The sequence below is a fragment of the Streptomyces sp. NPDC008317 genome (assembly GCF_042955955.1).
Lineage (GTDB): Bacteria > Actinomycetota > Actinomycetes > Streptomycetales > Streptomycetaceae > Actinacidiphila.
In genome coordinates, this window is record NZ_JBIBFQ010000001.1 from 473,479 (window position 1) to 487,893 (window position 14,415).

8 protein-coding genes, 1 tRNA gene and 4 pseudogenes are annotated in these 14,415 nt (G+C 66.9%); 7 read left to right on the forward strand and 6 right to left on the reverse strand.

Going from position 1 to position 14,415, the window contains the following annotated elements; genetic code table 11:
• The first annotated feature begins 16 nt into the window (after positions 1-16).
• On the forward strand, positions 17-457 hold the full coding sequence (locus tag ACFY9V_RS01905) for a MarR family winged helix-turn-helix transcriptional regulator (protein ID WP_355336706.1): 441 nt from the start codon (positions 17-19) through the stop codon (positions 455-457).
• 220 nt (positions 458-677) lie between these two features.
• Here the strand turns inward: ACFY9V_RS01905 and ACFY9V_RS01910 are convergent, their stop codons facing one another.
• A complete protein-coding gene (locus ACFY9V_RS01910) occupies positions 678-1,253 on the reverse strand; it encodes a TerD family protein (RefSeq protein ID WP_355336705.1) in 576 nt (191 codons plus the stop codon).
• Positions 1,254-1,956: 703 nt separating this feature from the next.
• Here ACFY9V_RS01910 and ACFY9V_RS01915 point away from each other — a divergent pair.
• The 3 genes and pseudogenes from ACFY9V_RS01915 to ACFY9V_RS01925 all read left to right on the forward strand — a co-directional run.
• Positions 1,957-2,181: pseudogene (locus ACFY9V_RS01915) on the forward strand (transposase); the annotation flags it as partial.
• Positions 2,182-2,553: 372 nt separating this feature from the next.
• Positions 2,554-3,347, forward strand: a pseudogene (gene brxD / locus ACFY9V_RS01920) (BREX system ATP-binding protein BrxD); the annotation flags it as partial.
• On the forward strand, positions 3,344-5,278 hold the full coding sequence (locus ACFY9V_RS01925) for a helicase-related protein (RefSeq protein ID WP_391158744.1): 1,935 nt from the start codon (positions 3,344-3,346) through the stop codon (positions 5,276-5,278). The pseudogene brxD and the gene ACFY9V_RS01925, both read left to right, overlap by 4 nt.
• A gap of 97 nt (positions 5,279-5,375) precedes the next feature.
• Here the strand turns inward: ACFY9V_RS01925 and ACFY9V_RS01930 are convergent, their stop codons facing one another.
• Entirely contained in the window at positions 5,376-6,665 is a 1,290-nt protein-coding gene (locus tag ACFY9V_RS01930) for an MFS transporter (RefSeq protein WP_391158746.1), read from the reverse strand.
• Entirely contained in the window at positions 6,602-6,880 is a 279-nt protein-coding gene (locus tag ACFY9V_RS01935) for a DUF397 domain-containing protein (RefSeq protein WP_391041960.1), read from the reverse strand. The genes ACFY9V_RS01930 and ACFY9V_RS01935 overlap by 64 nt, the downstream gene beginning before the upstream one ends.
• A 112-nt stretch (positions 6,881-6,992) precedes the next feature.
• Here ACFY9V_RS01935 and ACFY9V_RS01940 point away from each other — a divergent pair, with 112 nt between their 5' ends.
• The 3 genes from ACFY9V_RS01940 (at position 6,993) to ACFY9V_RS01950 (ending at position 10,867) form a co-directional block, all read left to right on the forward strand.
• The gene (locus tag ACFY9V_RS01940) at positions 6,993-7,406 is read left to right on the forward strand and encodes a hypothetical protein (RefSeq protein ID WP_391041961.1); all 414 of its coding nucleotides are present in this window, start codon (positions 6,993-6,995) and stop codon (positions 7,404-7,406) included.
• Positions 7,403-9,691 (forward strand): tetratricopeptide repeat protein, encoded by a 2,289-nt coding sequence (locus ACFY9V_RS01945; protein ID WP_391158749.1) that lies wholly within the window; start codon positions 7,403-7,405, stop codon positions 9,689-9,691. The genes ACFY9V_RS01940 and ACFY9V_RS01945 overlap by 4 nt, the downstream gene beginning before the upstream one ends.
• A gap of 408 nt (positions 9,692-10,099) precedes the next feature.
• A complete protein-coding gene (locus ACFY9V_RS01950) occupies positions 10,100-10,867 on the forward strand; it encodes a hypothetical protein (protein ID WP_391041965.1) in 768 nt (255 codons plus the stop codon).
• 119 nt (positions 10,868-10,986) lie between these two features.
• On the opposite strand, the pseudogene ACFY9V_RS01955 reads toward ACFY9V_RS01950, so the two are convergent.
• From ACFY9V_RS01955 to ACFY9V_RS01965, 3 genes and pseudogenes are all read right to left on the reverse strand, one after another.
• Positions 10,987-12,308 (reverse strand): annotated as a pseudogene (locus tag ACFY9V_RS01955) (IS1380 family transposase); the annotation flags it as partial.
• Positions 12,309-12,620: 312 nt separating this feature from the next.
• A pseudogene (locus tag ACFY9V_RS01960) lies at positions 12,621-13,779 on the reverse strand (IS3 family transposase).
• Positions 13,780-14,018: 239 nt separating this feature from the next.
• Positions 14,019-14,102, reverse strand: a tRNA-Leu gene (locus tag ACFY9V_RS01965).
• Positions 14,103-14,415 lie beyond the last annotated feature (313 nt).

The window sequence follows — 14,415 nt, forward strand, 5'->3', positions numbered from 1 at the left end:
GGATGGAGTGGCCGCGATGTCCGCACGGGAGGCGTCCGTGGAGAGCATCCAGCGGGAGTTGACCGCCTTCGCGCGCCGGGCGCGTGCCACGGCCGCGCGCATGCACCCCGAGCTGTCGCTGGTGTCGTTCACCATCCTCGCGCACCTTGAGGAGCAGCAGGGCTGCCGGGCGACGGACCTCGCCGCGCACTATCTGCTCGACAAGTCCACGGTCAGCCGCCAGGTGGCCGCGCTGGAACGGCTCGGGTACATCGAGCGCCGGGTGGACGCCACCGACCACCGTGTGCAGGTGCTGCACCTCGCGCAGCACGGCATCGAGACGCTGGCCGCGGCGCGGGTCAGCCGCAAGGAGATCTTCCAGGAGCGGCTGGCCGCCTGGGACCCGGAGGATCTGGCGCGCTTCGCCGCGTATCTGGTCCGCTACAACGCGGACGCGGCGGCGCACCCGCTGCCGTAACCCGCGGGCGGCCCCGTCCTACAAGGGCCCGTCACGCACGGGCCCCTCACAAGGACCCGTCGCACAGGGGCCCGTCACGCACCGGCCCGTCACGCGCAGCCTCGTCAAGCACGGGCCCTCCAAGCGAAAACGGCCCCGCCCGCGACCTGCACGGTCGCGGGCGGGGCCGCTACGAGCCCGACTCTACGTCAAGCGCCGCGTCGAAAACGACGGCGTCACGTCAGAGGTTGACGCCGAAGTCCTGGGCGATACCGCGCAGGCCGGAGGCGTAGCCCTGGCCAACGGCCCGGAACTTCCACTCGGCGCCGTTGCGGTACAGCTCGCCGAAGACCATCGCGGTCTCCGTGGAGGCGTCCTCGGTGAGGTCGTAGCGGGCGATCTCGGCGCCGCCCGCCTGGTTGACGACGCGGATGAACGCGTTGCGCACCTGGCCGAAGCTCTGCTGACGGCTCTCGCCCTCGTAGATCGAGACCGGGAAGACGATCTTGTCGACCTCGGCGGGCACGGTGGCCAGGTTGACCTTGACCGCCTCGTCGTCGCCCTCGCCCTCACCGGTGAGGTTGTCACCGGTGTGCTCGACGGAGCCGTCCGGGCTCTTGAGATTGTTGAAGAAGATGAAGTGCTTGTCCGACAGGACCTTGCCCGTGGCGTCGAGCAGCAGCGCGCTCGCGTCCAGGTCGAAGTCCGAACCGGTGGTCGTGCGCACGTCCCAGCCCAGGCCGACAGTGACCGCCGTGAGTCCGGGGGCCTCCTTGGTCAGTGAGACATTGCCGCCCTTGGAGAGGCTGACACCCATGGTGTATCTCCCTGCTCAATCCGGCGCGGGCCGCGCCACTTGACGATTCCTTTGCCCAATGACTCCAACGCACACCACCCTGCACCGGTTCCCGCCCCGATGCCACCATTCGCCGCCGTTCGATCCCCCGGGCCTTCAGTACGTCACCGGGATGCGCCGCGCGGGGCCGTCCGCCGTGACCGATCCGCGGGGATCGGCGGGGATCGGCGGGGGAAGGCGACCTGCCGGCCGGAGCCGGCCCGCCGGGGAATGAGAAACGGACCCCCGGCCGCGACTTTCGTCACTTCCGGAGGCCCGTGTCGTCGGTACCTCTTTGTGGTCCACCGACGAAAAGCCCCGGTCAGGGGCCATGCAGAGCCGCTGAAGATCGTTTCCCACAGCCCAGGTGGGCCCAGCACTCAGCTATTGATCCCGCGCTCGCGCCCGGACCCGGGGGCTCAGTCGTACGACGTTCGTGCGCCAACCAGACCCCAGGAGGGCTTGGGCCGCAGTTGCTCGTGCGGCTCTCTTCGATGGGCCGGTGCCATCGGCCGTGCGGCCAGTGCGAGTGCGTGCGATGGCGCCGACTTCCGTAGAGGGCCGGCCCAAGTAGGGCCAGACGGCGGCAACGAGCCGACTGGCGACCTCGTGCTCATCGCAGAGGCTTAGAAGTCGTCTCATTTGGCAGTTCGGTAGTCTGCGGCCGTGGGGATCGTGGAGCGCCTTGGTGCCGGATGAACGGTGGGAGCTGTTCCAGAAAGTCGTTTTCCCTGCGCCGTCGCGGCCGCAGGGTGGCGGCCGGCGTCGGTACGGAGACCGTGAGGTGCTGGCGGCCATCGTGTTCGTCGCGACCTCCGGCTGTACCCGGCGCCGGCTGCCGCCTTCCTTTGGTCCTTCGGGACCCACGGCCTACGACGCGGCTGTACGGCCGGATCGACTCAGATGGTGGACGACCACTCCCCAGGCGGTCGGTTCGAGCGGCGACTCTGGCGGATGTTCCCTTGCTGTGGCGCGGGGACGGGAGCCGATGGTCAGCGCGTTGCAACCTTCCTGTTGGGGCCTTGCTACTCCGCCCGGTGTTCCTCGGCGCCTCAATGCCAGTCAGGATTTCATGCAGCTCGGTAGTGAGCCAGGAGGGGAGACCTGCTGACGGCCCCCCTCCGTCGAAGAAGTCTCCGACCAGGTCGATGCAGTACGCGTACCGGTCCCACTCGTCCCGACTGGCGTGGTCCTGGCCGAGCGTCCACAGCGCGGAGCGCATCCGCGAACACGGCACCGTCCGGCCACCGAGCTCGTATGACGTGCGCGTTCGCGCGGCCTCGATCATGCCCATGCCGAGGCACTCGTGACCTGGCTCGGAGGGCAGCCCAATGTCGCCGCCTCGGCGCGGCGGGCCGCGGGTGTCCGTTGAGATCTCGACCATTTCGCAGCGCTCGGGTTCTTGCAGGGCCTGCTCACAGTGCTGCGCGACTGCGGGCACCCGGGGCTGCTTGTCGTCCTCGACGAGACGGAAACCCTTCAGCGTGTCCGCTCCGACGTGCGGGAGAAGGGACTCAACTCGCTGCGCCAGCTCATTGACGACGTGGACTCCGGACGCTTCCCCGGCCTGTACCTGGTCATCACAGGTACGCCCGCCTTCTACGACGGCACTCAGGGCGTGCAGCGCCTGGCCCCGCTGGCACAGCGCCTCAGCACGGACTTCATCACTGACGCGCGGTTCGACAATCCCCGGGCGGTGCAGATCCGGCTAGCTGGTTTCGACCTGGCCGGCCTGGAGGAGCTGGGACGCCCAGTCCGCAACCTGTATGCAGTGGATGCCCGCCACCAGGAGCGGATCGCGGTGCGTGTGGACGACCGCTACCTCGGCGAGCTGGCGCGCCCCGTCACCGGGGACCTCGGCGGGAAGGTCGGCGTCGCGCCCCGCGTCTTTCTGCGCAAGCTCATCGCCGACGTGCTCGACCGCGTGGACGAGTTCGAGGACTTCGACCCCCGCCGCAACTATCGGCTCACTCTTTCGGCCACCGAGTTGACCCATGTAAAGCGCAGCGCCGCCGCGGGCGCCTGGCCCGTGCGTCGACAGCCTCCAGCGCGGACGACGTGGAGTTGGACCTTTGACGGACAGTCCGCTCGACGCACTGCACCCCTCCAACAATTTGGAGCCGCGCCTGACCGCCTACGCGGCGTGGCTGGGCCACACGGTCAGCGTCTGGCACGGGGACATCGGCGACTCCGGGCGGCGGCGGATGCTCGCCGAGCCTCCCGATGTCCTGCTCACCACACCGGAGTCGCTGGAGTCGATGCTTGTCTCCACCCGGGTCGACCATCACGAACTCTTCCGACACGTGCGGACCATCGTCGTGGACGAGGTGCACGCCTTCGCCGGGGATGACCGCGGCTGGCACCTGCTTGCTGTGCTGGAACGGCTGACAAAGGTGGTAGGTCGGCCGATCCAGCGGGTCGGGCTCTCGACGACCGTGGGCAACCCCAACCAGATGTTGACCTGGATCCAGGAATCTGGAGCGGGGACGCGGCCGGGCGAGGTGATCGCCCCGCGATCCGCGGCCGTACCGGCTAGAACAGCGGTCGGGGCCACAGAGGGCGTCGACGTCGAAGTGAATTTCGTCGGCTCGATCGCCAATGCGGCCACCGTCATCGCCGCTCTCCACCGAGGTGAGAAACGCCTGGTGTTCTGCGATTCCAAGCGACGCGTGGAAGAGCTCGGCGAGGCGCTGCGCGCCCTCGGTGTCAGCACCTACCTGTCGCATGCCTCGCTCTCCAAGGACGAGCGCCGTCGCGCGGAGCAAGCATTCGCCGACGACCGCGACTGCGTGATCGTCGCAACCTCAACGCTTGAACTCGGCATCAACGTCGGAGATCTGGACCGGGTCATCCAGTTGGACGCACCCGTCACCGTCGCAGCCCTCCTGCAACGCCTCGGCCGCACGGGACGGCGCACGGGATCAACCCGCAACTGCCTCTTCCTCGCGCTCTCCGAGCCCGGGCTGCTCGACGCTGCGGGTCTGTTCCTGCTCTGGTCACGCGGGTATGTCGAACCGATCGTGCCGCCGTCCGCCCCCCGGCACATCGTCGCCCATCAGTTGCTGGCTCTATGTCTGCAGGAGCACCAGGTCGCGAACGCACGTGGCGCGAGTGGTGGGGGGGATCTGCCGCTCTTCGACGAGTCGACATCCCGCATCGTCCAGCACCTGCTCGACGAAGGCTTTCTGGAGTGGGACAGCGAAATGCTGTTCATCGGCCCGGAAGCGGAGAAGCAGTTCGGACGGCATCATCCCATGGGCATAACTGCGGTCTTCTGCGCTCCGCCCCAGTTCCGCGTCATCTCCGGGCGCGCCGACATCGAGCTCGTCGAGGTGGGAATGTTGGTCGAGGAGGTTCCCGGGCCCCGGTTGATCCTGCTGACAGGACGCACCTGGCGGGTCACCCATATTGACTGGCGGCGACAACGCTGCTTCGCGGAAGCGTATGACGGTTCGGGCGGCCGCGCCCGGTGGACAGGACGTGGCGCGGTGCCCAGCTTCGCTATGTGCCGAGCTCGACGTGATGTGATCCTCGGTGCCGACCCACCAGTGCGGCTGACCGCCCGAGGGAAAGAAGTACCTGACTACCATCCGCGAGGATCAGGAACTCGCCGCCCGGGCTGGCAGCACCGTCGCAGTCCGCGGCGCCGACGGCACTGCACGCTGGTGGACCTGGGCCGGCCGCCGGGCTACGTCGTCCTCGCAGCCTCGCTGCCCCAGTACGCAGATCCGGAGCAGCAGGTCGGCGACTACTGGCTCCGGCTGCGCCAAGACCTTCCTTCCACCACCCGCGATCGACTCGTCAGCGAATCGCTGGACCCTGACGGGCCGCGCGTCCTCCTACGGCCGCCCGTGATCGACATCAAGGCCCTCGATGGATTGAAGTTCAACGAGGTGCTACCGCCCGACTTGGTCGCGGCGACGCCGGCGGAGCGCATTGCCGACGCGGACGGGGCGCTTGCGGCGCTGCGCGAGCCGATGACCTGGATCAACTCGTCGCCGAGCTGACTCCTCCGGAGCCAGCAGCGTACCGACCCTCCTGCTTCCAATCGCTCACTGCTGCCCTTCCTGCCCGCCCATCACCAGCCGATGCGTTCACGTACCGTCAGCTGGGCCGTCGCCATGGCCGCAGCCCAACCGCAGATGCCAGCAGCAGCACGGCCGCGCCCCACATCGGTGCACGCAGGCCCTCTTCGCCGGCGACGAGGCCGCCTGTCAGGGCACCCAGCCCTGCGGCTCCGACGCCGAAGAGGCGGAAGGCGGAGACCACACGTCCGAGGAGGTCATCGGGTGTGAGCGCCTGCCGAGCGGAGCCCGCCGCGACGCTGGTGAGGGTGGAAGCGGCACCCAGTATCGCGAGGAAGGCTCCCGCGGCGAAGGCGTTGGGGACTGCGGCGATGCCGCTCCAGGCGAGGGCTTGCAACACGCTGGCGATGGCCATCATCTGTCGGTAACTGAGCGGGCGGGTCAATGGGGCCGCGCGCCAGCCCGCAGCGACTCCGCCAAGGGCAGCGACTGCGAGCAGGACGCCGTAACCAGCCGTCGCGACATGCAACTTGCTGGTCGCGTACAGCACGAAGGTCGCCATGGAGAGGTTGTAGGCGAAGTTGTACGCGGCCATGCTCGCCGCGAGCATGCGCAAGTCAGGGGTCGTGCGCAAGTGTCGGAGTCCGGCGCGTATCGCCGTAGCGAGCGACCCGGTGTGCGGCGTGCTCGGGACCATCTCTGGCAGGCGGCTGATGAAAGCGGCGGAACAAATAAAGGAAGCGGCGTCGGCGGCGAAGGGCAGCGTGGGGCTGAGCGCGAAGGCGCCCGAGCCGAGTGGCGGTCCGGCCAGTGAACGTCCGATGGTGTCGATGGCCCAATACCGCCCGTTCACCTTCGTGAGTGCTTCTTTGCCCCGGCCCACCAGGAGCGGGATAACAGCTTGTGAGGAGGCGTCGAAGAAGCACTGAGCGACACCAACGATCAGGATCGTCGCAGCGAGCAGCGGCAGCGTGGCATGGCCGCTCACTACGACCGCAGCGAGGGCGCCCAGGACCACGGCGCGCAGAAGGTCGGCTGTGATCATGACGGTCCTGCGCGGCCAGCGGTCGGCGAGCGCCCCGGCGGGCAGACCGACAAGCAGCCAGGGGAGGTAGAAGGCCGCGGTGACCGTAGAAATGGCCAGCGGGTTGCGTGTGAGGGACGCCGCCAGCAGAGGGGCTGCGGCCATGAATGCGCCGTCGCCGGTGACGGAGATCCCGGTGGAGGTCAGGAGCGGACCGACCGGGCCGACCGTGCTTACGGGTGGGTCCGCTGTCTGTGCCGCGTGGTTCTCCTGGCTCGCACTCAGGTCGCGCTCTCCTCGTATTCGAAATCGCCCGCTCGCACGCCACCTATGAAGGACGTCCATGCATGGCGACTGAAGGCGAGTACGGGTCCAGTGCCGTGTTGTTTGGTGTCTCGGACCCCGATTGAAGGGGTGTTCAGCGCGACTTCCACGCACCCTGTGTCGCCACTGTTGTTGCTCTTGCGCCAGAGCGCAGTATCGAAGTTCACGTCAGCCACAAGTACCTCCGCCTTGGGATGATGGTGAGCGTTGCCACACAACCCGACCGGCGGTGCCACGCGCAAGGTGATCGATAGGGCGATTGTGAGCCAACATCGCGAGGAGCCCAGCCCAAGGCATCGCGAACTGATGGACTGAGTGCAGCGGAGTCACGTCGCAGTGGAGGGTTGGATGGATCCGGAGATTGCTGCGCTGGCGGGTACGGCGGGAACCACGGTAGTCACACTTATGGCTACCGATGCCTGGCAGCGTACTCGCGAGGGACTCGTCGCCATGTGGCGGCGGGTCCATCCCGACCGCGCGGATGTCGTCGACGCCGAGTTGGAGGCAACGCGTGCGGACCTGCTCGCGGCCCGCGCCGCCCATGACGACCAATCCGAAGATGAGTTGCGCGTTGAATGGCAGGGACGGCTCCGCAGACTGCTAGCCGCCGACCCCGCCGTTGCCGATCAGCTACTGCGCTTGCTGGAAGAAGTCACCCCGCAGGATCCGGTCGCTGCCTCGGAGGTTCGGATGAGGGCAACCGCGACCGGACACGGCCGGGTGTATCAGGCGGGCCGCGACCAGCACATCACCGAGGCGTGAACCCGGCAGGCTCGGGTGACTACCCGGCTTCCAGCGCTTCGATCGAAGGCCAAGCCTCCGGGCAGGGCCGCGTCTACCAAGCCGCCCGCGATCAGCTGATTACCGAGCATCACCACCACTATTCGCAGCCTTCCTCCGACAACCCATGGCCAGGACCAGACTCCGTACGTGTCGCACTGGCCGAACGAGCCCCGAAGATCCTCCGCAATCGATCAAGCCTGCGAGCCGCGCTCACTGCGGCGATCGGCGAGGGCCACGGCATCCACGTCGTCCATGGCATGGGCGGTTGTGGGAAGACCTCGCTCGCGTTCTGGGCCTTTCACGAGGCCTTGGAACAGGGCCGTATAGCACTGTGGGTAAGTGCATCGGATCGGGTGACGCTGCGGGCAGGGATGCTTGCTGTTGCCGCCGACCGCGGCGCTGATCCCGGAGAGGTGGCTGCCGCCCAGCTCGGCCAGCGCGCAGCCGCTGACTTGGTGTGGCACTACCTAGACCGCTCGCTCCAGCCCTGGCTGCTGGTCATCGACAACGCGGACGAGCCAGCGGTCTTGGATGAAGGTGGTTGGCTACGCGCGAGTGCGGCCGGAACCGTCCTGGTCACCTCCCGCCGCTCCAGCGCCACGCTGTGGCGGGGCGCCAGCCTGCACCAACTCGATGTCCTGCCTTTGGATGATGCCGCGCAAGTCCTGTGTGATCTCGCCCCAGATGCGGGAAGCCTCCAGGATGCGAAGACCGTCGCCCGCCGGCTGGGCTGCCTTCCGTTGGCGCTGAACCTCGCCGGAACGTATCTGGCCCACCAACTCCTGGAGTCGTGGACGATGAGCGACTACCACGATCGACTACAAGAAGAAGACGCCGCTGACCTGATCGACCAAGGCGCACAGGTACAGGACTCCCGCCACCTGATTTCCCGAACCTGGCAGATCAGCCTGGAGAACCTCTCGACTCAAGGCCTGCCCGAAGCCGCCACGCTGCTGCGACTTCTGTCCTGCTGGGCCTCGGATCCCCTTCCCTTGACGGTCTTCGCATCCAACGCAATCAACACGGTCGACCTTGAATCACTCGAACCACCACTCCATGCAAGACAGTTAGAGCCAGCGCTCCGGGGCTTGCTGGACCACTCGCTGGCCACCATGCACCAACGCTCGGACGGAACCCGCTGCGTCCAAGTGCACGGTCTCCTTCTGGAGGGCGTATACAGCAGCATCCCCGTGGAGCACCGACCCGGCCACGTAAGCGTCGCCACAAACCTGCTGCGAGCAGTTGCCCCAGCGCAGGACACCACGTCAGTCGATGCCGAGCAACTCAGGCTCATCACACCGCATGTCACCGCGCTACTCCACCACGTCGACGAGGCCACTGTCTCTCCGGCCGTTGAACTGTCCGTGCAGGTGGCCCAATGCATCCACGAAATGGGCGACTACGCCGCTGCAATCGCCCTCACCACTCTCTCCGGCGACACCTCACAGCGCCTCCAGGGAGCGACGCACCCCGACACTCTCACCGCGCGGCACCAGCAAGGCGATTCGCTACGCCGGGTTGGCAGGCTTGCCGACGCCGAGCAGCTTCTGCGGCGCGTCCACGAAAAGCGCACGGAAGTCCTCGGCGGTGAGCACCCTGACACGTTGCGCACCGCGGCGTTGGTGAGCCTGCCGCTCTACCTCCTCGGTCGGCATGATGAAAGCTTGACCTGGCTCGGTGGCGCCATTGACGGCCAGCGCCGAGTCCTGGGCGAGGACCACGTCGACACCCTCAAGAGTCGTGCCCTGAGCCTGGAGTTCCTCGCCGAGACCGGCCACACCGACGCGTTCGTACGCGAGGGCCCGGACACCGTCGCCACCTGCGAGCGCGCCCTTGGCCCCGAACACCCCGTAACCGTCATCGCCTACAGCAATTACGCTCTCGGCCTGCTCCACACCGCCGCTCCCGAAGAGGCCGAAACCGCAGCGCGACGTGCCGTGGAGGCCCGCATCCGCCTCCACGGCGTGGACCACCCCCTGGTTTACTCCGCCAAACTGGTCCTGAGCTGGGCCCTGATGCTGGGCGGGCAGCATGACGAAGCTGTCGCCATGATGCGCGAAGCCGTAGCAGGCCGCGAACGCCTCCTGGGTCCCGAGCACCCCCTCACGACGAAAGCCCGCATTCTCCTCGCTGAACGCCTCGCGGCAGCTGACCAGCACGAAGAGGCCCGCCAACTCCTGCACGAGAACCTCCCTGCCGCCGAAGGCATCTACGGTCTGAACGATCCGGACCTGGTCCGTATCCGGAGACTCCGATCGGGTTGAGGAAAAAAAGAGATCGAGGTCAGTACCCCAGCCGACGACAATCCTTGGCCAGAGTGGGGCGAGGGAGCCTTCGCGTTCGGGACGTACTGCAAAACGGTGCGCTCCGGGGATCTCAGCCTTGCACTTATCCCAATCAGGGCTGCCAACGGGCGCGGTACCGGATCCGGCTGGATCACCTCCAGCGTCTGCTCAGGGAACGCGCCCCGCCGGGGCCTCAGGTCTTGGTTCATGACTGGTGGGCACGCAGCCATAACGATGCTCATGAACATGGACTTGTTGGCACCGCCCGCTCCGACGGCAACCACGTGGAAGGCGCGCCCCACGCGGCCGACCCGGCCTGTCTACGGTGGTTGGAGAAGCATCCCTCCTTCGCGAAGTGGGTCTCGGCCGCAGCCAGATCAGTGAGTGTTGAGCGAGCCGCTGGTCACGGAGAAAACCCGACTCAACATGTGGGTCGAGTATCCAACCCGAGCTCGGCTCTCGAAGTCGCGAACCGCCGCTGGATACAGCTCGCTTGCGCGCGATGTCGAAACGAATTACCTCGAAACGCATGCCACGCTGTTTTCCATTGACGACGAGGATGAAGCTGGCTCGATCCAAGATGCGCCGCCGGTCTTCGTCTACGTCACCGATGAGCGCGCGTCGGATTCTCTAGACGATGAGCGGCTGGAGCTTGAGGAGATCATCGAGCTCCTGGAGTTCGTCTACACCATCGCCAAGTGGGTGGAGCAGGTAGCGCCCCATGCCAGGGTGTGGTGGAACGAGCAGGCGCTCCCGGTCGTGAAGTTGACATGGGGCAGGGTCGCCAGGGTCCGCAGGGACGGCAGCCGCTCCACAGTCGTTGCGACAGACGCCGCCGTCGAGTCCTCGGCCGAAGAACCTCAAGTCGATATGAGTAGCGCCGAGGCGCGAGAGCGTCTGGTCGCGGCCCTGAAGGCCCGGCAGTTCAGCGACGAGCAGTTGCGGGTGCTGCGCAATGCCCGGATCGAAGGTGACGCCGAATCCTTCGAGCTGAGCAAGGCGATGGGAGACCGTGCGCTTGTGCAGCTTCGGAATGAGATCAGGTTGATGATCGAGACTCATCCGGAAGCTCGCAGCGAAGAGATGCCACTGAAGGAATCAACGAGTCGATATTATCTTCAGCGCTTGAGCATTAGGGCTCTGAAAAAGCGTTAACCTCGCTTTTGGTATCCCTCATCCACGCCGCGATCCGCACCGCTGAACCGCTGCCTGGCGAGAGGGTTCGGCCGTCAGCCAGCGGCCATGGGATTCTGGATGAATCCGGGGCTGATCAGTTAACCACGAAGTTTCGTGATGGGCCGCCGACGAAGTCGGCGGCCCATCACGTTGTCGGTGGTGGAGGGCGGGCAGGCTGAGGGCCCGTCGGTGATGTCACGGGTCCAGGGCCGGTGGTGGGGAGGCGGAGAATGCGGTGCCGGCCGGTGGTGACGAGCTGTCCGGCTGCGGAGAACAGGCGGAGCCGCAGGCGACGGGGTTCCCAGAGTCGGGCTTTGCCGGTCAGAGCGAGCATGGGCATCCAGGCCAGCAGGTCGAGCGCGATCTGGACGATCTCCAGCCAGACCTTGTTCTGCGCGGTGTGGTGGAGGGGCAGGTTGCGCAGGCCGGTGGCCCGGGCGGCCCGGATCCGGACCTCCGCCCGGGCCCGCAGACGGTGACGAAGCTCGAGCTCGGCGATCGGCCGACCGGTCGTATTGGTGGCGAAGCAGGTGATCCGCATGCCGTCCGCGTCCGTGATTCCCAACTGGGCGCCGGGGTGGGGTCGTTCCTTGCGGACGATCAGCCGCATGCCGCTGGGCCAGCCGTCCAGCAGCTGGCCCGTGAGCTCGGCGACCCAGGCTCCGTCGCGGACCTGGCCGTCGGCCTCGACGGCCGCCGTCTATGCCGGGCCGTGGATCTTCAGCACGTGCTGTGGATCGCCTCGGTGATCACCATGCCGACCGAGTAGGACAGCCATCGGCCTCGCTTCGCGAGCCGGGACACGAAGTCGTGGGTGCCGCTGGCGGAGTCGGTGCGGATCAGCGTCCTCCGTCCTCGCCGGTACTTCTTCGGCACTTGAGCCAGGGTCAGTTGGGCGGTAGTGATGTGGTCGGCGGCCGTGTTCGAGCCCGCGTTACCCGGTCTGGGGAAAGCGGCGACCGGTTCTCCGGTTCCGCGCGGGCCGTGGTCGACGAAGGCCGTCAGGGGGGACGGCCGTAGGTCTTCTTCCAGGTCGCGGCCGCGTCCTCCTTGTCGGAGCGCGCGATCACGAGAACACCGTCGATGTCGACCGTGACCCGTCCATCAGCGTCCGGGGCGTTCTTGCCCGCCAACGACCTGACCCGGCTGCGGACTTCGTCCCGTGCCGACCGGATGGCTGCAGGGCCTTCTCGTCGGAGCCGACGAGGGCGTCGATCAGGCGGGAGACCGTCGGATCGGAAGCGACCGGCCCGAAGACAGCCGGCTCACACCGCAGCATCGCGACGTCCGCGAGGCAGTCACCGCCCAGCGCGACCGCGAGAGAAAGGTCCAGAAGGATCTTCCCAGGATCGTGAACAGCCCGCGGCTTGCGCCAGGACACCAGGGCTGTGGATATCGCCTGGTCAAAGCCGATCTCTTGCAGCCAACAGGACCCTCAACAAGTCTAATCGTTGCAGGTCAAGGGAACTTTCTGCGTTTCTGATCAACTCCTGGACAGCTCACCTCGTGAAAGCCCGGGGCTAACTCCCGCCTCCAGATCACTCACATCGGTGATCTCCTATCGAGCGGCGCGTGGACAACGCCGCACCGGCACAGGATTCACTCATGGCCGCCACGAACTCCCGGACGCTGCGAACCGATGCACCCCAACCGCGTGCACCCGAGGCCGGGTCTGGTGCAGGTTTGGGTGACGTCTTGACCTGCCCCACGGTTCGGATTCCAGCTGCGGTGGCTAACTGGCGGCGGGGATGCTGTCTTGTTCGGAGAGCAGCTCGTACTCGATCGGGGTGCGGTAGCCCAGTGCTGAGTGGCACCGTTGTCGGTTGTGGAAGACCTCGATGTACTCGAACATCGCGTTCGCCAATTTGACCCGGGTCTTCCACCGTTTGCGGTTCAACAGTTCGATCTGCATCGAGGACCAGAACGACTCCATCATCGCGTTGTCCAGCCGTCTTCGACCGTGCCGAACGATGGTGGGAGCCCGGCGGAGCGAATCCTTTCCCCGAAGACCCGGGAGGTGAACTGAGTGCCGTGATCGGCGTACACTATCGCGCCCGGTTCGGGGCGCCGGTTGCGGATGGCCATGTCCAGCGCGTTGACCACGAGTGTGGAGTCCTGTCTGGAGTCGATCGACCAGCCCACGATCTTGCGGCTGAACGCGTCCGGGACCGCCGCGCAGTACACCCACCCTTCTCTGGTGCGGTGCTGCGTGATGTCGGTGACCCACAGCTCGTTGGGACGCAGCCGATGGAACTTCCGGTTGACCAGGTCATCGGCGGTGACGACACCCCGCAGGCGCTTGATCCGCACCGGTCCGGGCAGTCCGTAGATCCCGGCCTGTGTCATCAGGACCGACACGGTCCTCGAGCACACCTGGATGCCCGTGCCCAGGGTGAGCTCGGTGTGGACGCGGCGGTAGCCGTAGGTGTCGCGTGAGGCGAGGTGGACCTCCCGGATCAGCCCGGTCCGCCACTCCCGTCGCAGCTGCCGCGGTGTGGTCGGGGTGCGCTTGTGTATGTAGTAGTTCTGCCGGGCGACCCCGGGGATCCGGCAGCATCGGTCGACTGGTGCCCCGGCATCGACAAGACGGTCGATCACCGGGTAGAGCCTTTTGGGGCCGGCTTGTCCTCGCCGAGGAATTTGTCGGCCTTGCGGACGATCTCGAGCTCGGTTTCCAGCTCGCGGATTCGTCGCCGCGCTGCTCGCAGCTCTGCGGACTCCTCCGAGCCCCTGCCAGGGCGCCGGCCGTTGTCGATGTCGTCCTGGCGCAACCACTTCGACGACGTGACCGGATGGATGCCGAGGTCGACGGCGGTCTGCTTCTGTTCTTTTCCTGCCCGCACCAACGCGACGGCGCGGGCGCGGAACTCAGTGGGGTAGGCGCGGGGCATGTCCGGCAGCCTCTCGTGAAGGCCGTCAGTTAGCCAGCAGAACTGAACCTGAGAGATGGGGCAGGTCAACCTGTCACCCAACCCTTGCACCAGACCCGATCGTTTCCCGCGATCCCTGTCACGTCTGTCTCAAGACCCCAGGCCTTGACCGGGGCCCCCGCAGCGCACCACAAAGCGAAACGGACCCCCGGTCGCGACTTTCGTCACTTCCGGAGGCCCGTGTCGTCGGTACCTCTTTGTGCGCGAGGGGGGAGTTGAACCCCCACGCCCTTTCGGGCACTGGAACCTGAATCCAGCGCGTCTGCCTATTCCGCCACCCGCGCATGGGTGTTGCCGTTTGATTCTCACACACGGTCCGGACCGGTGGGTCCGAGTGGTGTGGGAGGGCCTCCCGACATGCAGAAGATTAGCACGAGGTCCGGGGTGGAATCACATGCGTTCGGGCGGCCCGGGGAGTGCCGGGAGCCGGGCGGGGGCAGGTGGGAGAGGGACCCGGGGGCGGTGCGGGACACTGGGAGGGGACAGGGCGGCGGTGAACGACGGCGAACCGGGCACCATGGACAGAACGCGCATCTACCATCCCAGTGGGGGACGGCGGAGGAGGCGCGGGCGGTGTGAGGGTTGACACTGCCCGGT